The organism is Kitasatospora sp. NPDC093806, from assembly GCF_040683335.1.
Taxonomy (GTDB): domain Bacteria; phylum Actinomycetota; class Actinomycetes; order Streptomycetales; family Streptomycetaceae; genus Kitasatospora.
Genome location: NZ_JBFBDO010000001.1, coordinates 224,564 through 244,690, shown reverse-complemented (window position 1 = coordinate 244,690; position 20,127 = coordinate 224,564). Strand labels below are relative to the sequence as shown.

The 20,127-nt window shown below is 75.7% G+C and carries 17 protein-coding genes; 13 read left to right on the top strand and 4 right to left on the bottom strand.

From position 1 onward, the window contains the following. Nucleotides 1-49 precede the first annotated feature (49 nt). Together AB0N76_RS01035 and AB0N76_RS01030 are read right to left on the bottom strand one after the other, a co-directional pair. Nucleotides 50-2,503: a SulP family inorganic anion transporter gene (locus tag AB0N76_RS01035; protein WP_363552170.1), complete on the bottom strand. Its 2,454-nt coding sequence runs from the start codon at nt 2,501-2,503 to the stop codon at nt 50-52. 444 nt (nt 2,504-2,947) lie between these two features. Next, nucleotides 2,948-3,937 (bottom strand): ATP-binding protein, encoded by a 990-nt coding sequence (locus AB0N76_RS01030; protein ID WP_363552168.1) that lies wholly within the window; start codon nt 3,935-3,937, stop codon nt 2,948-2,950. Nucleotides 3,938-4,154: 217 nt separating this feature from the next. Between AB0N76_RS01030 and AB0N76_RS01025 the strand changes: the two genes are divergently transcribed. Beyond that, nucleotides 4,155-5,075: an oxidoreductase gene (locus AB0N76_RS01025; protein WP_363552166.1), complete on the top strand. Its 921-nt coding sequence runs from the start codon at nt 4,155-4,157 to the stop codon at nt 5,073-5,075. A 418-nt stretch (nt 5,076-5,493) separates the two neighbouring features. Here AB0N76_RS01025 and AB0N76_RS01020 read toward each other — a convergent pair whose 3' ends face one another. Next, a complete protein-coding gene (locus AB0N76_RS01020) occupies nt 5,494-6,531 on the bottom strand; it encodes an HAD-IB family hydrolase (protein ID WP_363552164.1) in 1,038 nt (345 codons plus the stop codon). 694 nt (nt 6,532-7,225) lie between these two features. Here AB0N76_RS01020 and ssd point away from each other — a divergent pair. The 7 genes from ssd to AB0N76_RS00985 all read left to right on the top strand — a co-directional run bounded on the left by ssd (nt 7,226) and on the right by AB0N76_RS00985 (nt 13,205). Then, nucleotides 7,226-8,350: a septum site-determining protein Ssd gene (gene ssd, locus AB0N76_RS01015; RefSeq protein ID WP_363552162.1), complete on the top strand. Its 1,125-nt coding sequence runs from the start codon at nt 7,226-7,228 to the stop codon at nt 8,348-8,350. Further along, on the top strand, nt 8,350-9,690 hold the full coding sequence (locus AB0N76_RS01010; RefSeq protein WP_363552160.1) for a TadA family conjugal transfer-associated ATPase: 1,341 nt from the start codon (nt 8,350-8,352) through the stop codon (nt 9,688-9,690). The genes ssd and AB0N76_RS01010 overlap by 1 nt, the downstream gene beginning before the upstream one ends. A gap of 138 nt (nt 9,691-9,828) precedes the next feature. After that, nucleotides 9,829-10,938 carry a hypothetical protein gene (locus AB0N76_RS01005; RefSeq protein WP_363552158.1) on the top strand — a complete coding sequence of 370 codons (1,110 nt, stop codon included), beginning with the start codon at nt 9,829-9,831 and terminating at the stop codon, nt 10,936-10,938. Between the two features lie 190 nt (nt 10,939-11,128). Beyond that, on the top strand, nt 11,129-11,944 hold the full coding sequence (locus tag AB0N76_RS01000) for a type II secretion system F family protein (RefSeq protein ID WP_363552156.1): 816 nt from the start codon (nt 11,129-11,131) through the stop codon (nt 11,942-11,944). A gap of 58 nt (nt 11,945-12,002) precedes the next feature. Next, nucleotides 12,003-12,248, top strand: a complete 246-nt coding sequence (locus AB0N76_RS00995) for a DUF4244 domain-containing protein (RefSeq protein WP_363552154.1) — start codon at nt 12,003-12,005, stop codon at nt 12,246-12,248. Then, nucleotides 12,238-12,678 (top strand): TadE family type IV pilus minor pilin, encoded by a 441-nt coding sequence (locus AB0N76_RS00990; protein ID WP_363552152.1) that lies wholly within the window; start codon nt 12,238-12,240, stop codon nt 12,676-12,678. The genes AB0N76_RS00995 and AB0N76_RS00990 overlap by 11 nt, the downstream gene beginning before the upstream one ends. Then, nucleotides 12,666-13,205 carry an Rv3654c family TadE-like protein gene (locus AB0N76_RS00985; RefSeq protein ID WP_363552150.1) on the top strand — a complete coding sequence of 180 codons (540 nt, stop codon included), beginning with the start codon at nt 12,666-12,668 and terminating at the stop codon, nt 13,203-13,205. Before AB0N76_RS00990 ends, AB0N76_RS00985 begins: the two co-directional genes overlap by 13 nt. Here AB0N76_RS00985 and AB0N76_RS00980 read toward each other — a convergent pair. Beyond that, nucleotides 13,200-15,644, bottom strand: a complete 2,445-nt coding sequence (locus tag AB0N76_RS00980; RefSeq protein WP_363552148.1) for a DEAD/DEAH box helicase — start codon at nt 15,642-15,644, stop codon at nt 13,200-13,202. The genes AB0N76_RS00985 and AB0N76_RS00980 overlap by 6 nt on opposite strands. A 222-nt stretch (nt 15,645-15,866) precedes the next feature. Between AB0N76_RS00980 and bldG the strand changes: the two genes are divergently transcribed. The 5 genes from bldG (at nt 15,867) to AB0N76_RS00955 (ending at nt 19,991) form a co-directional block, all read left to right on the top strand. Then, nucleotides 15,867-16,208 carry an anti-sigma factor antagonist BldG gene (bldG, locus tag AB0N76_RS00975; RefSeq protein ID WP_363552146.1) on the top strand — a complete coding sequence of 114 codons (342 nt, stop codon included), beginning with the start codon at nt 15,867-15,869 and terminating at the stop codon, nt 16,206-16,208. Nucleotides 16,209-16,387: 179 nt separating this feature from the next. After that, entirely contained in the window at nt 16,388-16,807 is a 420-nt protein-coding gene (locus AB0N76_RS00970; RefSeq protein ID WP_363552144.1) for an ATP-binding protein, read from the top strand. A gap of 96 nt (nt 16,808-16,903) precedes the next feature. Then, nucleotides 16,904-17,590, top strand: a complete 687-nt coding sequence (locus AB0N76_RS00965) for a small secreted protein (RefSeq protein ID WP_363552142.1) — start codon at nt 16,904-16,906, stop codon at nt 17,588-17,590. 222 nt (nt 17,591-17,812) lie between these two features. Then, the gene (locus AB0N76_RS00960) at nt 17,813-19,345 is read left to right on the top strand and encodes a methyltransferase (RefSeq protein ID WP_363552140.1); all 1,533 of its coding nucleotides are present in this window, start codon (nt 17,813-17,815) and stop codon (nt 19,343-19,345) included. Nucleotides 19,346-19,514: 169 nt separating this feature from the next. Beyond that, nucleotides 19,515-19,991 carry a DUF3592 domain-containing protein gene (locus tag AB0N76_RS00955; RefSeq protein WP_363552138.1) on the top strand — a complete coding sequence of 159 codons (477 nt, stop codon included), beginning with the start codon at nt 19,515-19,517 and terminating at the stop codon, nt 19,989-19,991. The last annotated feature ends 136 nt before the right edge of the window (nt 19,992-20,127 follow it).

The window sequence follows — 20,127 nt, the reverse complement described above, 5'->3', positions numbered from 1 at the left end:
GGAGGCGGGCCCGCGCCCCGGCTCGCCTGGCGGGACGCGGGCCGAACCCTCAGGCGGCCAGTCCGGTTCCACCGCCGGGGCGGGTCGGATCGGCGGGCTCCGCGGCGGTCGCCGGAACCTGTTCGAATTCATTCACTCGTTCGGGCGTGTCGCGGCAGCTTCCGGGGCCGGACGGCCGGTCCGCCGTCTCTGCTGCCTCTGTCGTCGCTGCGGCCTCCGGCGGCTCCGCCGCCTCGACCGGGCTGAACCGGCCGCTCGCGCGGTCGAGCACGTACGCCTGCGCGGTCGCGAGGTCGAAGTACATCCCGACCAGACGCAGCGTCCCCTCGGCGACCCGCCGCTCCACCGCCGGGTTGGCCATCAGCTGGTCCAACTGCTGGACCACGTTGGTGATGCAGAGCTGCTCGACCAGGTCGACCACCGGCCGGGCGGCGAACTCCGCCGGGACCCGGCGCAGTCGGTCCAGCGAGCCGCGGCCGTTGCGCAGCCAGCGGGCCAACGGGGTGGGCTGGCCAGGTCGTTCGTGTACGCCGTCCAGCAGGGCCTGCATCGCCCCGCAGCCCGAGTGCCCGCAGACCGTGATCGACCGCACCTCCAGCACCTCGACGGCGTACTGCACCGCCGCCGCCACCGAGTCGTCGGCCGCGCCCGGTTCGAACGGCGCCGGCACCAGGTTGCCGACGTTGCGGACGGTGAAGAGGTCGCCCGGACCGCTGTTGGTGATCATGCTGGTGACCATCCGGGAGTCCGCGCAGGTCAGGAAGAGCTGGGACGGCGTCTGCCCCTCCCGGGCGAGCCGGGCCAGTTCGGGCCGGACCAGCGGCGCGGTGTGCAACTGGAACACCCGCACCCCGTCCAGCAGCCGGCCGTGCGGATCTGCCTGCTGCTCGATGCAGCGGTGGCCGACCCACGGCGTCCAGGCGCGGCAGCGGTGCGGGCCGGGCGAACTGCCGGTGCGGACGGTGCCGTCCGGGTCGAGCACCTCGTCGTCCTGGCGGCGCGTCACCATCGAGACGCGCCCGCCGCCGGCCTGGTGGCCGGTGCGCCAACTGTGCAGGGTCTCGTACGCGGCGTGGTCCAGGAACGAGCCGTCGTGGACGACGGCGACCTCGGCGCCGGTGGGGATGCCGGCGAGCGCCCGGCTGAGCCGGGGGACGGCGGTGAAGGTGAGCGGGCCGTGCGTCTCCACGGTGACCGCGCCGTCGGGGCCGGTCAGCACGTCGACGTGGGCGCGGGTCAGCCGGTAGAGCGCGAGCAGGACGGCCGTCCCCGCTCCGAGCGCCACACCGGGCAGGACACCGAGCAGCACCACGGCGACGACGGTGGTCAGGTAGACCGGGAACTCGCGGTGCCGGTGCACCTTGCGGATGTGCGCGAAGCTCACCATCTGCAGGCCGACGACCAGCACCAGGGCGGCGAGCGCGGCGAGCGGGATCCGGCGGAGCCCGCCGGTGAGGGCCAGCGCGGCCGCCAGCACCCAGACCCCGTGCAGCACCGAGGACCAGCGACTGCGCGCCCCGGCCCGGACGTTGGCCGTGCTGCGGACCGCGCCGCCGGCGATCGGCAGCCCGCCGACCAGCCCGCTGACCATGTTGGCGATGCCCTGGCCGCGCAGCTCGCGGTCGAGGTCCCCGGTCCGGCGGGACATCCGGTCGATCGCGACGGCGGAGAGCAGGGACTCGACGCTCGCCACGGCGGTGACGGTCAGCACGGCGGCCAGCACGGCGGCGGGTGACCCGTGCGGCAGGTCGGGGACGAGGTCGTGGGGCTGCCAGGCGGGCAGTTCGACCCGGGCGAGCCGGAGGTCCAGGACGAGGGCGAGCGTGGTGGCGGCGGCGACGGCGACCAGCGGTCCGGGGACCGCGGTCAGCCGGGCGCCGAACTCCCCGGACCGGCCCGGGAGTCGGCCGGGCCGGGGCCAGCCGAGCAGCACGACGGCGGTGACCGCGCCGACGGCCAGGGCGGCCGGGTGCGGGCCGGCCAACTGCTCCGGCAGGGCGAGCAGATTGGCCAGCGCCGAGCTCTGCGGGGAGCCGCCGAGGACGACGTGCAGCTGGGCGATGGCGATGGTCAGGCCGACGCCGGCCAGCATGCCGTGCACGATGGCGGGCGAGACGGCCAGTGCGGTGCGGGCCACCCGCCGGACGCCGAGCAGGAGTTGGAGCAGGCCGGCGGCGAGGGTGATGGCGCAGGTGGCCTGCCAGCCGTACTGGGTGATCAGCCCGGCGGTGATCACGGTCAGCGCTGCGGAGGGGCCGCTGACCTGGAGCGGGGTGCCGCCGAACAGGCCGACCACGATGCCGCCCACGGCCGCCGCGGCGAGGCCGGCGGTGAGTGGTGCGCCGGTGGCCAGGGCGATGCCGAGCGAGAACGGCACCGCGATGAGGAAGACCACCAGGGAGGCCGAGAGGTCCAGGGCCCAGGGGGCGCGGGGACGTCTGCCCGGTGGGGCGTGGTCGGTGGTGTCGGAGGCGATGGGTGCGCTGGAGATGTCGAGGGTCATGGGTCTTCCCGTCTGTCCGGGGGAACGAACGCAGTCTGGTCCGGTGGTGAGTCCGGTCGGGGGCTCGGGGAGCCGGAGCGGCTGTCGTGGGTCGCGACGGTGTGGCGGGATGGCGTGGTCGGGCCGGGAGTGCGGGTGTCACCGGCCGGACCGTGGACCATCAGAGGGTCCCGATGGGACCTACGCGGAACATCAAGACTCGGTAAACCGAGGGTAATGAGAGCTTTGCACAGCGTCATCCTGGGCGAAAGTCAATAACCGCCCGATTCACCCCATTGGGTGGTGGTCGAACGGGCGGGAATCTGCTGGTGCGGCCGCAGCCGGCGGTGCCGGGCAAGCGGAACGGGCCGCATCCTCCCGGTTCGGGGAGGTCGCGGCCCGTCGGTGCTGCGGGGTGCGGGGGTGCGGCCCGGGTGGGTGCGGGCGTTCAGGCGGGCACGTCGCTCAGGCGGGCGCGTCGCTCATCGCGGGCTCGCCCCCGAGCACGAAGTCCGGGTCCACCTGGGTGGCGAGGTCGATGCCGACCTTGGCGTTGGCCCAGCTCTCGGCGTTGCGGAGGTGGAAGAGGACGGCCTGCTCGGCGTAGCGGCGGGCGTCCCGCAGCCCGTACGCGGCGTCGGCCTCCGCGCGCAACTCGTCCAGCACGGCACGGTTGGCGGATTCGAGGGCGCGCAGCGGCGGTTGCACGCCCTGCTCCAGTCGGCGCACCCAGTCGGACTGCCCGAAGGCGGTCAGCAGGTCGTCGCCGACCTCCCGGCGGAGGAAGGCCAGGTCGTCCGGGCCCTGCACCTTGTTGCCGACGACCCGCAGCCGTACGCCGAAGTCGCGCGCGTAGTCCCGGTACTGCCGGTACACCGAGACGCCCTTGCGGGTCGGCTCGGCGATCAGGAAGGTCAGGTCGAAGCGGGTGAACAGGCCCGAGGCGAAGGAGTCGGAGCCGGCCGTCATGTCGGTCACCACGTACTCGTCCCGGCCGTCGACCAGGTGGTTGAGCAGCAGCTCGACCGCGCCGACCTTGGAGTGGTAGCAGGCGACGCCGAGGTCCTCCTCGGTGAACGCGCCGGTGGCCAGCAGCCGCACCGAGCCCTCGTCCAGCGCGATCGGGCGGGCGCAGGCGGCGTAGACCGGGTTCTCCTCGACGATCCGGAGCAGGCGCGAGCCCCGGCCCGGCGGGGTGGTCTTGATCATCTCTTCGGACGAGCGGATCAGCGGGTTGTCGCCGCGCAGGTACTCCTTGATCCCGGGCAGGTGGGCCCCGAGCGAGGGCAGTGCGGCGGCCTGCTCGTCGGTCAGGCCGAGGGCCGGGCCGAGGTGCTGGTTGATGTCGGCGTCGACGGCGAGGACCGGGCGGCCGGCGGCGGCCAGGTGGCGGATGAACAGTGCGGACAGCGTGGTCTTGCCGCTGCCGCCCTTGCCGACGAAGGCGATCTTCATCTGGGACTCCGGCTCTCGCTCCTGGGCCCGCCGCGGTCGTGGGTCCGCACCGCGACGAGGCCGACGATCTCCAGAGTTGGAAATCGTTATCGTCTTCGACAGCGGTCATGCTATCCGGGGTTTCGGGCCGATTGTCGGAGGGAAGTGAGGATTGCCTCTAATGGGTGAAGCGAGGTTGCTGTTCCGGCCGCGGCGCCCGGGAATTACTCTCGGGTAGGTGAGCACTGGAACAGATCCCCTCGCCCCGCTGGCCCAGCTCCCCGGGGTGCCCGACGCGGTGGCCGAGGTCCGCAAGGCCGTCGACCGCCTGTACGGCCACCGGGTGATGCGCCGCCGCGCGGCCGAGGTCACCTCCGAGTCCGCCCTGCGCGGGGCCCGGGCCTCCGCCGCGCTCGCCGGGGCCGACTGGCCCCTGGAGGAGGTCAGGCGCCGCAGCGACTTCAGCGCCGACCCCGAGGCCCGGACGGTCGGCGCCGCGCTGCGGATCGCGGCCGAGGCGGGCCAGCTGCTGAGCGTCTGGCGGCACTCGCCGCTGCAGGTGCTGGCCCGGCTGCACCTGCTGGCGGTCGGAGACTCCGATCCCGCCGCCGGTCGGCCGCGCCGGGCCGGGGAGGCGGCCGACGACCCCTTCCCGCTGGAGCTGAAGCCGGTGGAGGGTGTCGCGGCCCCGGTCGGGGCCGACCGGGCGGCCGCTGCGGCGCGGGCGGACGGGCCGGTGCCGGCGCTGCCGCAGGCTCCTGGCGCGGAGGAGGTCGCCGCCCGGCTGGACCAGCTCTCCCGGCTGCTGGTGGCCCGCGCGGAGGGCCAGGGCGTCGGTACGCCGGCCCTGGTGGTCGCCTCGGTCGTGCACGGGGAGCTGCTGGCGCTGCGGCCGTTCGGCTCGCACAACGGCGTGATCGCCCGCGCGGCCCAGCGGATCGTGCTGATCGCGGAGGGGCTCGATCCGAAGTCGATCTGCCCGGTCGAGGTCGGCCTGGTCGAACTGGGGACGGACGCCTACCGGCGGGCGCTGGCCGGCTACCTGGCGGGGACGCCGGAGGGGCTGGCGGAGTGGATCGGCCACTGCGGCCGGGCGCTGCGGCTCGGGGTGCGGGAGAGCACGGCGGTCTGCGAGGCGATGCAGCGCGGCATGGTCTGACCGGTCGCGGGGCCGGGGTGTCCCGGAGGGGTCCGGTGGGCCGCTCCGGGCTCGGACAGCGAGATGCGGCGGCACCTGATCCTGCCGGGTGCCGCCGCTGGCACAGATGCCGGGTGACCATGCATGCACCGGAAGTGCCGATCAGACGGGGATCCTGCCCGTTCGTCTGGTCCGGCGGCCCGACAGCGGGTCGGCTGCATGTGGGTGCTCGGTTATCTGTACGCGCGGTCCGTGGGGCCTGAACTGCGTTGTCGGTTTGACCTCTTCGGTCCTGACCGGGTCTCGCGGGCCGTGCTTCATTTGTATCGCGTTTCGGGCGAAAGGGGAACCCGAAACGAGAAGTCTTCGGCTTTTGCCCGTTTTGTCCCAAACCTGTGGGTGTGACCCGGTCCGGTGACGCGCCCTCCGCCCCCGGCGGTCAGGCCGCCGGGCGCCGGCGCCGGGCCGCGTACCAGATCGCCCCGGCCGTGAGCACCGCCGCGCCGGCCGCCACCGCCGTCAGCACCGAGCGGCTCGGCGCCGAGAACTCCGGGAGCCGCCGCCGGAGTTCCACCGGCTTGTCGAAGACCAGCACCGGCCACTCGCGGGCCACCGCCTCCTTGCGCAGCGCGCGGTCCGGGTTGACCGCCGAGGGGTGGCCGACCGCCTCCAGCAGCGGCAGGTCGGTGGACGAGTCGCTGTACGCGTAGCACTCGGCCAGGTCGTAGCCCTCGACCTCGGCCAACTCCCGGATGGCGGCGGCCTTGTTCTCGGCGTAGGCGTAGTACTCAATCTCGCCGGTGTAGCAGCCGTCCTCGATCTTCAGCCGGGTCGCGATCACGTGGTCCGCGCCGAGCAGCGCGCCGATCGGCTCGACCACCTCGGAGCCGGAGCTGCTGACGATGACCACGTCGCGGCCGGCCGCGTGGTGCTGCTCGATGAGCGAGGCGGCCTCGTCGTAGATGATCGGGTCGATCAGGTTGTGCAGGGTCTCGGCGACGATCTCGCGGACCTGCTGCACGTTCCAGCCCCGGGTCAGCGCGGAGAGGTACTCGCGCATCTTCTCCATCTGGTCGTGGTCCGCGCCGCCCACCAGAAAGACGAACTGGGCATACGCACTTCGCAGGACGGCCCGACGGTTGATCAGACCGCCCTGGTAGAACGGACGGCTGAACGCGAGGGCGCTCGACTTGGCGATGATCGTCTTGTCGAGGTCGAAGAAGGCGGCGGTGCGCGGGCCGGTCTGGCGCGGCCGGGCGGCCGACGGGCGGGCGACGGGCGCGGCGGAGCCGGCGGTTCCGGGGCCCGTGCCGGGCACGGGCGCCCCGGTGGGCCCGGGCGCCCCACCGGTCACGGCGTCGGTGCCGGCGCCGGTCGCGGTGCCGGGTGCGCCGGCGGTCGCGGTGTCGGCGGCGTCGGCGGCGGTGGAGTCCGGGGACTCGTCGGCGTACTCGTCGGCGTTCTCGGTGGTGTCCACGGGAACCGAGGATAGAGGGCACCGCAAAACAGGCCGCCATTCGGCGTACTCGTGGGCGTGCGGGTTTGTGTTTCTGGCCGCTCGGGTACACCATGGAAGTCACGGATCGTTCGCGACCGTGCTAACCCGGTCCGGCTCCTCCCCCCCGAGTCGGGCCGTGGATAGACGACCCCCGCTCTCCCCCCCGGCGGGGGTCGTCGCACGTCCGGGGCCATTTTCAGGGCTTGAACAGCTGTTGCGGCCGATGAGCCGACGGACCCCGGTGGTGTCTACAGGGGGTGTCGGCGGTCGGGGGTGTCACACCGTTTTCGTCACTCTCCGTAGAGCATCGCTCATGGCTGACCTCGGCCCGTCCCGGATCGGGAATGGCGGCCGGACCTGCCCCGGGGAGTGCGCGGTCCGCCCCGCGCTATCCACTCACGATCCACTCCCGCCGGTATGCCGGTTCATCTCGGTGAGCTCGTTTCGTCAATTCTTTGTCCAATAGCCCCCCGTCCGAGTGAACGTTTTCCTCCACAGCCCCGAGTTGTCCACAGGGAATCGGAAGCTCGCGGACGGAATCGGGATCACGGTCCACCGTGATGTCCGGCAGCGGTCGTCGGGCCCGTGCTGCGGGCCCGGCACCGGCCGCCGAACCGACCGGACGCGTGCCCGGCCGCCCCGTGCGGCGGGCACCAGGACAGGGGAGCCGCCCATGTCGAAGCCCATCACCGACCACGCCACCACCGGCGGGCCGGCGCCCGCCGGACCGCTCGTCCTCACCGGGGACGAGGGGCTGGCCGAGCACCTGCTGCGGATCTGCGCGGCGGCCGGCACCGAACCGCGGCTGATCCGCGGCGGGTCCCCGCCGCGCGAGCTCTGGGAGGGCGCGCCGCTGGTCCTGGTCGGCGACGACCGGACCGGGCACTGCGCCGGGCTGCCCCGGCGCCCCGGGGTGCTGCTGCTCGGGCTGGACCTCGACGACGCCGGCGTCTGGGTCAGGGCCGTCCAACTCGGCGCGGAGCACGTGCTCTTCCTGCCCGACGCGGAGGCCTGGCTGCTCGACCGGATCGCCGACGCCGTCGAGGGGGTCGGTGCCCCGGCCCGCACCGTCGCCGTCCTCGGCGGCCGGGGCGGGGCGGGCGCCTCCACCCTGTCCTGCGCGCTCGCGGTCACCGCCGCGCGCCGGGGCCTGCGGACCGTCCTGGTCGACGGCGACCCGCTGGGCGGCGGGCTCGACATCCTGCTCGGCGGGGAGACGGCGGCCGGTCTGCGCTGGCCGGACCTCGCCGGGTCCCGGGGCCGGGTGAGCGGCGCCGAGCTGGCCCGGGCGCTGCCCGCGCTCAAGCGGCTCGGCACGCTGTCCTGCCTGTCCTGGGACCGCAGCGACACCCTGGCGGTGCCGCCCGAGGCGATGCGCAGCGTCCTCGCCGCCGCCCGCCGGCGCGGCGGCCTGGTGGTGGTTGACGTGCCCCGCCGGCTCGATCCGGCGGCCGGGCAGGCGCTGGAGCAGTCCGACACGGCGCTGCTGGTGGTGCCGGCCGAGCTGCGCGCGGTGGCGGCCGCCGACCGGGTGGCCGCGGCCGTCCGGATGCGGCTCGACGACGTGCGGGCGGTGGTGCGGCCGCCGGGGCCGTTCGGGCTCCCCGCGCACACGATCGCCAAGGGGTTGCGATTGCAGCTCGCCGGCGTGCTGGAGCCGGAACCGGGCCTGGCCGCCGACGTCGAGCGGGGCGTGCCGCCGGGCATCCGGGAGGACGGGCCGCTCGCCCGCTTCTGCGGGGCCTTCCTGGACGAGGTGCTGCCGCCCGTGCGGGCGGTCGAAGGGGGTGTCTACTGATGGTCCGTCTGCGCAGGACGAGCGGGACGGGGAGCGCGGGCGGCCCCGGCGGCCCGCGCGAGCACCGGGCGCTGCGGAGCGTTCCGGCGCTCGGGCTGCTCCCGGTGCCCGGTCAGCCGCCGGAGCCGCCGGCCTACGGGCGGACGGCCCGGGAGGAGCGGGCGGCGGCGCTGGTCGACGCCGTCCGGCTGCGGCTGGCCGAGTCCGGGGCGGCGCCGACCGCCGGGTCCGTGGCGACGGCGCTGCGGGCCGCCAGGCCGCCGCTCGGCGGCGGTGACGCCCTCGACACCGTGCGCTCGCTGTGCGCCGAACTGGTGGGTGCGGGCCCGCTGGACCGGCTGCTGGCGGCGCCCGACGTCACGGACGTCCTGGTCAACGGGCCGGACGAGATCTGGTTCGACCGGGGCGGCGGCCTGCGGCGGGCCACCGGCGTCCACTTCGCCGATCCGGAGGCGGTGCGGCGGCTGGCCCACCGGCTCGCCACGGCGGCCGGGCGGCGCCTCGACGACGCCCGGCCCTGGGTGGACGCCCGGCTGCCGGACGGCACCAGGTTGCACGCCGTCCTGCCGCCGATCGCGGCCGGCTGCACCCACATCTCGCTGCGGGTGTGCCGTTCCCGGCCGTTCACCCTCGACGAGCTGGTGACCGGTGGGGCGCTTCCGCCGAGGGGCGGCGAACTGCTCGCCGCCGTCCAGCGGGCCCGGCTCTCGCTGCTGGTCAGCGGGGGTACCGGGACGGGGAAGACCACGCTCCTGGCGGCGTTGCTCGGCCTGGTCGGGCCGGAGGAGCGGATCGTCGTCGCCGAGGACTCCGCCGAGCTGCGGCCGGACCACCCGCACGTGGTGCGGCTGCAGAGCCGCCCGCCCAACCAGGAGGGGCTGGGCGAGCTGACCCTGCGGGACCTGGTCCGCCAGGCGCTGCGGATGCGGCCCGACCGGCTGGTGATCGGGGAGGTGCGCGGGGCGGAGGTGGCGGACCTGCTGGCCGCCCTGAACACCGGCCACGAGGGCGGCACCGGCACCGTCCACGCCAACACGGCGGCCGACGTGCCGGTCCGGCTGGAGGCGCTCGGCTCGATGGCCGGGCTGGACCGGCCGGCCCTGCACAGCCAACTCCGGGCCGCGCTGGACCTGGTGGTGCACCTGGTTCGGGAGCCGGGCACCGGGCGGCGCCGGGTCGCCGAGATCCACACCCTGGGCGGCGACCGGCACGGGCTCGCCGTCACCACGCCCGCCGTGACCTTCACGGCGGACGGCGACACGGTGCCCGGCGCGGGCTGGGCGCGGCTGTCCCGGCTGCTCGCCGCCCGGGGCGTGGTGCTCACCGGCGGTCCGCCGTGACGGCGGGGTGGGCGGAGGCGGTGTTCGGGCTGCTGCTGGCCGGGTGTGTGGCGGGCGCGGTGCTGCTGCTCGGGGCGGGCGGCGGTCGGAGGAAGGGAGAGGGACGCGGTGGGTGCGGTGGGCCTGGCGGATGACCGGATGGCGTTGTTGTCGGTCACGGTGCTGTTCGGTGCCGCGGTGGCCGGGTGGTGCGGGTTCCAGCGGCAGTTGGCGGATGTCCGGCGGAGCGGCGCGGTGCTGGCCGAGCGCGACGGCGCCGAGGGTGGCAGGGGCGACGGCGGCGGTCGGTGTGCGGGGGCCGTGGCCGGGGTGCTGCGAGGTGCGGGCGGGCTCCTGTGGGCGGTTCGGCGCGCGCCCGAACTGCTGCTCCTGCCGGGTGGGTTGGTGGCCGGGTGGCTGACGGGCTCGCTCGTCCCCGTGCCGGCGGCGGTCGCGGCCGTCCTGCCGCTGCGGCGCCGGCGGTTGCGGCGCGCGGTGGCGGCCGAGGCCCGGCACCGGGCGGCGGCCGTGGTGGAGCTGTGCGCCGGGCTGGCGGGCGAGTTGCGCGGTGGGGCGACCCCCGAGCAGGCGCTGCACTTGGTGACCACACGGATCGCCGCCGACCGCGCGGCGCTGGAGCGGCTCGGCGTGGAGCCGGTCGCCCGGCTCGCGGCCGGCCGGTACGGGGCCGATGTACCCGCGGCGTTCCGGCTGCTGGCCGAACTGCCGGGCGGGAGCGGGGCGGCGGCGATCGCCGCCTGCTGGCAGGTCGCCGCCGACGGTGGCTCGGGTCTGGCGGTCGGGCTGGACGGGGTCGCCGAGGCCCTGCGGGTCGAGCGGTCGCTGGCGGAGGAGATCGCCGCCGAACTGGCGGCGCCGCGCACCACGGTCGCCGTACTGGCCGCCCTGCCGCTCGCCGGACTGCTGCTCGGCGCGGCACTCGGCGCCCGGCCGCTGGACGTCCTGCTGCACACGCCCGCCGGGCTGGCCTGCCTGGTGGCGGGCGCGGCCCTGGAAGGGCTCGGCCTCGCCTGGACGGCCCGGATCGTCCGGGCGGCCTCCGAGGGGGCCCTGGACGCTCCGCCCGAGGGCCGTACGCGGGCGGCGGCGGACGGTGGCGGCTCCGGCAACCCTGGTGGCCCTGGTGGCCCTGGTGGTGGCGGCGATCGGGGTGAAGCGGAGGAGGACTGGCGGTGCGGGCTCAGCCGGACCCGGGCGCGTGCCGGGCGGCCGAGCGGCGCGTTCCGGCGGGAGGTGCTGTCGGGGTGAGGCGGGTGGTGGCCCCGGCGGCTGCCGGGGGTGACGGGGGTGACGGGCGGCGCGGGGCGGCCCGGTGGGAGGTGAGCGGTGGTGGCCCCGGGACGGCCGGGGTGCTGGTCGGACGGACCGGGCGGCGCCCGGGCGGTGGCGAGGTCGACCCGGGGCCCTGCCCCGTCCCGGTCGAGGAGGTGAGGAACGGATGGCGGGGGTGACGGACTGGGTGGCGCTCGGGGCGGCCGCACCAGCCGGCACCTCGCTCCTCGGCGGGTGGTTCCGGCGGCGGGCCGGGCGCCGACGGGTGGCGGCCGCGCTCGGGTGGGGCGGTGCGTCGGCGCCGCGACGAACCGGCAACCGGCGACGGGGCGGTGCGCGGTCGGCGCTGCGGGCGAGCCCCGTGGCGGGGCGGGTCCGGCGGGCGGCGGCGGTGCTGGGCGCCGGGTTCGGCGCGGCGGCCTTCCTCGGCGGTCCGGGAGGCCTGCTGGCGGGCGGGTTGCTGGTGGCCGGACTCCACCGGTGGATGCCGCGGGCCAGGTCCCCGGCGGAGCGGCGGGCCGAGCTGGCGGAGGCCCGGCTGGTTCGACAACTTCCGCTCACCGCCGAGCTGTTGGCCGCCTGCCTCGGCTCGGCGGCCTCGCCGGCGGCGGCCGTCGCGGCGGTCGGCCGGAGCGTGGCCGCCCCGATGGGTCCCCGCTTGGTGGCGGCGGCGGCCGAACTCGCCCTGGGCGCACCGCCGGAGCTCTGCTGGCGCCGGCTGGGCGAGGAGCACCCGCCGCTGGCGCCACTGGCCCGCTGCCTGGTCCGGACGAGTCTGAGCGGCGCTCCGGCGGCGGGGGCGCTCACCGGCCTCGCGAACGCCCAACGGGCCGAAGCCGTCCGGGCGGCACACGCCCGCGTCCGCAGGGCCGGGGTGCTCGCGACGGCGCCGCTGGGGCTCTGCTTCCTGCCGGCCTTCGTCCTGGCCGGTGTCGTCCCGGTGGTCATCGGCCTCACCACCCGCTTCACGCAGGCGATGTGACGAATGACCAACGTCGAATTCGAAATCCCCATCAACGCAAGGTGCAAGGAGGAGAACCATGGGTGCAGTGATCAAGTCCACGGCCGTCCCGGTCCGGTCCGGGGGTGTGGTCCGGGCGTGGGGTCGGGCCTACGCCCGGACCCGGGCCCGAGGGCGGGTGGACGCCGGGATGACCACGGCGGAGTACGCGGTCGGCACGCTCGCGGCGTGCGCGCTGGCGGCCGCCCTGTACAAGGTGGCGACCAGCACGGCGACGATCACCGCGTTGACCGACGCCCTGGACCGGGCGCTCCATGCGACCTGACCGGTGCCGAACGCGGGCGCGGCTGCTGTGGCGACGGCGGTGCGGCGACGGCGGGTTCGTCACCGCCGAGACCGCCGTCGCGCTGCCGGCGCTGGTGCTGCTGGCGGCGATGCTGGTGTGGGCCGTGCTCGCGGCGGCCGCCCAGCTCCGGTGCGTGGACGCGGCACGGGTGGGCGCCAGGGCGGCCGCGCGCGGGGAGGCCGACGCCGCCGGGCTCGCCAGGGCGGCCGCGCCGCCGGGGGCGGTGGTCCTGGTCGATCCGGCGCCGGACACGGTCCGGGTCACCGTGGCGGCGCCGTACGCGATGCCGGGGCGGTTCGCGGAGGTCCTGGCGGTACGGCTGGGCGCGAGCGCCGTCGCCGCCCGCGAGGACACCCTGCGAGGGGCGGTCCGAGGCGCGGAGGGAGGTGCCGGGCCATGGCCGGACTGACGGATCGGGCCCCGGGCGCGGCGCACGATCGGCGTCATCGGCGCCGGCGGCGGTCGGTCGGGCGGCTGCGCGCGGGGCGGGCGGCGGCCGCGGGCGGACGCGGAGCCGACACCGGTTCGGCGACGGTCTGGCTGCTGGCCTGCGCGCTGCTCGGGTGCGTGGCGTTCACGGCCGCGCTCTCGGTGGGCGTGGCGGTCGGCGCCCGGCACCGGGCGGAGGCCGCCGCCGACCTGGCGGCGCTCGCGGCGGCCGACCGGCTGCTGCTGGACGCGGACGGCGGCTGCGCCCGGGCCGGTGCGGTGGCGGCGGCCCAGGGCGCCTCCGTCGTCTCCTGCACGGTGGACCGGGAGGCGGACGCCGTCGAGGTGGTGGCGGAGGTGCCGGTCGCCGGGTTGCCGGTCCGCCTGCCGGTCGGTCCGGCGACAGCTCGGGCGCGGGCCGGACCGGTCCGGGCGGCGGTCGCCCCGACGGACGAGGACGCCCGCGCCGCGCTGGGCGAGACCGGACCGGACCGGGAGGGCTCATGAGCCCTCGGGCACGCCTCCGTCCGCCGCTCCGGCTCCGTCCGCCGTCCCCTCCACGGCCCCGGGCGCCGTTCCCTCCACGGCTCCGTCCGCCGCTCCGGCCTCGGTCCCCTCCGTCGGCGGGGTGGCCGGGGGAGCGCCGGCGAGCAGGACGTCCAGCAGCCGGACGGCGGCCGCCTTGTCCAGCGGGTCGTTGCCGTTGCCGCACTTGGGTGACTGCACGCAGGACGGGCAGCCGCGCTCGCACTCGCAGGCGGCGATCGCCTCCCGGGTCGCGGTCAGCCACTGGACCGCCCGCTGGAAGCCGCGTTCGGCGAAGCCGGCCCCGCCGGGGTGGCCGTCGTAGACGAACACGGTCGGCAGGCCGGTGTCGGGGTGCAGCGGCACCGAGACGCCGCCGATGTCCCAGCGGTCGCAGGTGGCGAAGAGCGGGAGCAGGCCGATCGAGGCGTGTTCGGCGGCGTGGGCGGCACCGGGCAGCTGGTCGGGCGGGATGTCCGCGTCGAGCAGCTGGTCCTCGGTGACGGACCACCAGACGGCGCGGGTGCGCAGGGTGCGGGGCGGGAGGTCGAGCTTGCTCTCGCCCATGATCTCCCCGGTGGAGATCCGCTTCCGGAGGTAGCCGACCACCTGGTTGACCACCTCGACCGAACCGAAGCTGAGCCGGCCCTCGCCCCAGTCGACGGTGGTGTCGGTGGCGAGTACGGAGATGGAGGTGATGTCCCGGGCGGCGGTGGTGTACGGCGGGTCGGCGGGCTCGACCAGGGCGACCGAGTTGTCCAGGTCGAAGTCCCGGACCAGGTAGCTGCGGCCCCGGTGGAGGTGGACGGCCCCGGTGTGGACGGTGGTGTGGGCGGCGGAGGCGTCCACGGTGCCGAGCAGCCGGCCGGTCGGCGCCTCGACGATCTGCACCGGGTTCCCGCCGCTGCCCCGCAGGTCGACGGCGTCGGCGGCCCGTTCACGGCGGGTCCAGTACCAGGCGTCGCCGCGCCGGCGGAGCAGTCCGCGCCGTTCCAGCACCGGCAGCAGCGGGTCGGCGGAGGGGCCGAACAGTTCCAGGTCGGCGTCGGTGAGCGGGAGTTCGGCGGCGGCCGCGCACAGGTGCGGGGCGAGGACGTGCGGGTTGTCCGGGTCGAGGACGGTGGCCTCGACCGGGGTGGCGAACAGCGCCTCCGGGTGGTGCACCAGGTAGGTGTCCAGCGGGTCGTCCCGGGCGATCAGGACGGCGAGCGCGCCCTGGGCCTCGCGGCCGGCCCGGCCGGCCTGCTGCCAGAGCGAGGCCCGGGTGCCCGGGTAGCCGGCCATCAGGACGGCGTCGAGGCCGGAGACGTCGACGCCGAGTTCGAGGGCGGAGGTGGAGGCGAGGCCGAGCAGTCGGCCGGAGTGCAGGTCGCGTTCGAGTGCCCGGCGTTCGTCGGCGAGGTAGCCGCCGCGGTAGGCGGCGACCCGGTCGGCGAGCGGACGGCCGAGCTGGTCCTGGGCCTGCAGCGCGACCAGTTCGGCGGCGCGGCGGGAGCGGACGAAGACGACCGTCCGGGTCTGCCGTTCGACCAGGTCGGTGAGGAGGTGGGCGGCCTCGGCGGTGGCGGTCCGGCGGACCGGCGCCCCGTGCTCGCCGACGTTCTCGGTGAGCGGCGGCTCCCAGAGCCCGAAGACCATCGGGCCGCGGGGGGACGCGTCCTCGGTGACCGCCTCGGCCGGCAGGCCGGTGAGGCGGTGCGCGGTGACGGCCGGGTCGGCGGTGGTGGCGGAGGCGAGCAGGAAGACGGGTTCGGAGCCGTACCGGGCGCAGATCCGGCGCAGCCGGCGCAGCACCTGGGCGACGTGCGAGCCGAAGACGCCCCGGTAGCTGTGGCACTCGTCGACCACGACGTAGCGCAGGGTCTTGAGGAAGGAGGACCAGCGGGCGTGCGCGGGCAGGATGCCGCGGTGCAGCATGTCCGGATTGGTGAGCACGTACGAGGCGTACTGGCGGACCCACTCGCGTTCCTCGGGCGGGGTGTCGCCGTCGTACAGGGCGGCCCGGACGCGGGGCGGGGCGAGCTCGGCGGCCCGGCGGCGCTGGTCGGCGGCGAGGGCCTTGGTGGGTGCGAGGTAGAGGGCGGTGGCGCCGCGGCCGTTGCGAGCCTCGGTGCCGTCGAGCAGGTCGGAGAGGACCGGGGCCAGGTAGCCGAGGGACTTGCCCGAGGCGGTACCTGTGGCGATCACCACAGTATGGCCGGATTTGGCCAGATTCATCGCCTCCGCCTGGTGGGCCCAGGGCTGCCGGACGCCAAGGGCCTGGGCGGATGCGGTGATCTCGGGCCGGATCCAGTCGGGCCACGGCGCATAACGGGCGGGCCGGGCGGGAAGGTGCTCCGTATGGGTGAGCCGGTCCGACCGCCCACGGGTGGTGGACAGGGTCGTGAGCAGTGCCTCGGGCAGGCTGTGACGCGGCGGCATGAGGACCCAGTGTGTCACCGGCGTGACGGAGAATCGTCCTAAGCCATCGTGCGGGCATGGTCGCAGGTGGTTGAATGTGGCCGTGACGGCCGTACGGCCGGGGGTCGCAGCGCTGAGGCTTGCCACGCGTTGGCTGGGCGTGCCCGGGGTTCGCGACCATGCGGTGGCGGCCGTCCGGCCGAGGATCGCAATGACGTAGCAAGGCAAGGTGCTGGAGGTTCCGTGGACCTGTCCCTGTCGACCCGTAATGTCGGCGATCGCACGGTCGTCGAGGTTGGCGGCGAGATCGATGTGTACACCGCCCCGAAGCTGCGCGAGCAGCTGGTCGAGCTCGTCAACGACGGCAGCTACCACCTCGTCGTCGACATGGAGGGCGTGGACTTCCTCGACTCCACCGGCCTCGGTGTGCTGGTGGGTGGCCTGAAGCGGGTGCGCGCCCACGAGGGCTCGCTGCGACTGGTCTGCAACCAGGAGCGCATTCTCAAGATCTTCCGGATCACCGGCCTGACCAAGGTGTTCCCGATCCACAACTCGGTGGACGACGCGGTCAACGCGACCGACTGATCCGCCGACCCGACTGATCCGGCCGGGTCGGCCCTCGGTGGCCGGCCCGTCCGATCCCTACGCGTCCGGCAGCCGGGGCCCACCGGGCCCCGGGCCTGTCCGGCCGTCCCTGGGCCGGTGGACGCCGGCCCGCAGGGGCCGTACCTCCGGCCCCGGTCGGAGCACCCCGAGGGGGAGAGATGGCAACCGTCGAACTTCGATTCAGCGCGCTTCCCGAGCACGTCCGGACGGCCCGGCTGGTAGCCGCGGCAGTCGCCAGACGAGCCGGGGTCGACGAGTCGGTGCTCGACGAGGTGCGGCTCGCCGTCGGCGAGGCGTGCTCCCGCGCGGTCGGCCTGCACCAGCGCGGTGGCGTCACCGGCGCCGTGCGGGTCGCGCTGGTCGACCAGGAGAAGCGTTTCCTCATCGAGGTCGAGGACGAGGCCGGCCTCGACTCCGTGCCGACCGCCGACGCGGCCGACGGCGCCGACCCGGACGAGGACACCCTGGGCCTCGCCGTGCTCACCGGCCTGGTCGAGGACCTGGAGGTCACCAGCGGTGCCGGGGGCGGCCTGATCCGGATGAGCTGGCCGGTCTCGGTCGACGCGCTCGCGCTCTGAGCCCCGGAAAGCGCTCGGAAGTCTTCGGGAACCGGGGTCGAACGGCGGACGTGTAGGTTCGCAGTTCGACGACCGAAACCGAAAGGGCTTCTCCCGGTGAACAAGCGACTGCTGGCCGTACCCGTGCTCGGGGCGCTGCTCGCGTTCGGCGCCGTCGGCTGCGGCGACGACAACAGCAAGCAGCTGGAGTCCTGGGCGGCGAACGTCTGCGGCGCGGCCAAGGACCCGATCGCCCAGGCGCAGACCGCCCTGGCGGACACCGCCCAGGTGAAGACCGGAGAGGTCCCGGCCGACCTCCAGAAGCGCCTCTCGGCGGACATCGGCCGCCTGGCCAAGACCAACCAGGACATCGCCGCCGCGATCGACGCGGCCGGCGCGCCCAAGGTGGACGACGGCGCGACCCTGCAGAAGGACACCGTCGCCGAGCTCAACAAGGCCGCCGACGGGTACCTGGACGTCCAGAAGAAGGTGGACGCGCTCTCCACCGACGACCGGTCGAAGTTCGCGGACGGGCTGCGCAGCGTGTCCGACCAGGTGCGGCAGCTGGCCTCGCTCTCCACCCAGGCCCAGGGCAAGCTGCAGCGCGGCGAGCTCGGCGCGGCGATGGCCAAGCAGGAGGGCTGCAAGCCGGGTTCCGCGGCCGCCGCCCAGACCTCCGCCCCGGCGGACGGCTCGGCAGGCACCCCGACCGGCGGGGCCACGGACGGCGCGAGCCCGGCGGCGGGCGACCCCGCCGCGAGCCAGGCGCCCAGCGCACCGGCCTCCGCACCCTCGACGAGCTGACCGGCCACTACCGGCCACACCTGACGACACCCGCACCCCCTCGGCCAACCGGCCGAGGGGGTGGTCGGCGTTGTCCAGGGAGATGGGGTGGGGTGAGGGCGGGGCTGCCCGGGGGAGCGGGGTTGGGGGCTGAGGGGGTGCTGGCCGAGGGGGACCGGCGGGAGGGGCGGCCGGGTGGGGGAGACGGGGAGCGGGGGAGGTCCGGCGGGGGACAATGGCGGGGTGATCAGTAGCCCCGTTCTCGACCCGACCCGCCTCGCCAAGCTGCGCGAGGCGCTGCTCGCCGCCTCGTACACCGCCGACGGCTGCCTGGACCTGCTCGGGCCCACCGGGTACGCGGCGCTGGCCCGCAGCGAGGCGGTGCCGGCGCTGCGGGCGACCCGTGGCGGCAGCCCGCTGGAGACGCTGGTGCGGCTGTTCCTGCTGCAGCAGCCCGTGCCGTACCAGGCGGCGGCCGCCGCGCTGCCGGTCGAGGACTGCCTGGCCGACGGCTGGCTGCGTCCGGACGGCGATCTGGTGCGCGCCACCGTGGACGTCCGCCCGTACGCCAACGAGGTGGCCGGTCTGCCGAGTTCGGACGCCTGGGTGGTCTCCGACCTGGGCTGCGCGGTCGGCGGCGCGGGCGGGATCGGTTCCGGGGAGACCGCGCACGGGGTGGCCCGCAAGGACCTGGTGCTCGGGGTGGGCGGCGCGTCCACCACCCTGGCCAACATCACGGTGCGGCGGCCGGCCCGGTCGGTGCTGGACCTCGGTTCGGGCTCGGGCGTGCAGGCGCTGCACGCCGCCCGGCACGCCCAGCGGGTGACCGCCACCGACGTCAACGCGCGGGCGCTGCGCTTCACCGAGCTGACCCTGGCGCTGTCCGGTTTCGACAACGCGGAGACCGCCGCCGGCAGCCTCTTCGAGCCGGTGGGGGACCGCCGGTTCGACCTGATCGTCTCGAACCCGCCGTTCGTGATCTCGCCGGGCGGCCGGTTCACCTACCGGGACGGCGGGATGGCCGGGGACGACCTGTGCCGCAGCCTGGTCCGGTCCGCCGCCGCGCACCTGGAGCCGGGCGGCCACTGCCAGCTGCTGGCGAACTGGCAGCACGTCAGGGGCGAGGACTGGCACGACCGGCTGGCGGGCTGGGTGGCCGGCACCGGTCTGGACGCCTGGATCGTCCAGCGCGAGGTCCAGGACGTCGCCCAGTACGCCGAGCTGTGGCTGCGCGACGGCGGTGACCACCGCGGTCCGGGCGGCGACTACCAGGCCCGGTACGGGGAGTGGCTGGACGCCTTCGAGGCGGGCCGGGTCGAGGGCATCGGCTTCGGCTGGATCACCCTGCGGGCGAGCGGCGCCGAGCGGCCGACCGTCCGGGTGGAGGAGTGGCCGCACCCGGTGGAGCAGCCGCTCGGTCCGCACATCGAGGAGTGGTTCGACCGGCAGGACTTCCTGCGCACGCACGACGACGCGGGGCTGCTGGCGGCCCGGTACGTGCTGGCCGACGAGGTCGTCCAGGAGCAGGTGGGCACGCCCGGGGCGGAGGATCCGGAGCACGTGATCCTGCGTCACAACCGCGGCATGCGGCGGGCCACCAAGGTGGACACGGTGGGCGCCGGGTTCGTCGGGGTCTGCGACGGGACGCTGTCGGCCGGGGAAATCGTGGACGCGATCGCGCACCTGCTGGGCGAGGACCGGGTGGTGCTGCGGGACCGGGTGCCGGAGTCGCTGCGGCTGCTCACCGAGCAGGGGTTCATCCGGCCGGTGGTCTGAGGCCGGTTCCCCCGAGGGGCGCCCCCCAAGGTCGGTCGGCCCGGCCCCGGGGCGGCCGGTTCATCTCTCCGTTTCCCCCGGTTCGCCGACCGGTCGCCGAACGGCTGTCCCTCGTTGGCCCTCGACTGTGAGGCTCTGTCCACAGGCTGTGGACAGAGCTGGGGGCAGGGTGGAGACGACGACGGCGACGGTGGGCGGCGCGATACTCGCCCTCTTCGGCGGCGCGCTCCTGCTGTGGTGCGCCGTCGAAGTGCGCCTGCGCCACCGGGTGCGCCGTCGTGGCGTGCCGACGGTCGCCACCGTGGTCGCCGAGTCCGATCCGCGCGGTGAGCTCGACAGCGCGCCGCTGCTCTCCTACACGGCGGGCTCTTCGGCGGGCTCTTCAGCGGGTTCGTCGGCCGCGGAGGGCTGTGGACAGCTGGTGCTGACCCGCCCGCGCGGCCACACCCCCCTGCGCCGTCCGCCCGGGCTGCCGCCCGGCACCCCGGTCCGGATCTCCTACGACCCGCGCCGTCCCACCCTCGCGGTGCTGGCGGCGGTGGACGGGGGACCCGGGGCGGTCGTCGCCGACCTGTGGTGGGCGGGGCTCGGGCTCGGTTGCCTGGCCGCGGGGGCAGTCCTGCTGCTCGCCGCAGCCTCGCGCTGACCCGCCCCCGAGCGGCTGCCCGGGCCGCCGCCCGGCGGTCCGCCCGGTCCGCCCGGTCCGCCGTCGGACCGGCCCTGAGCAGGGATCACGCCCCTACCACCGGTCCGGCCCCGGCCGCACCGATATTCCGTTGACA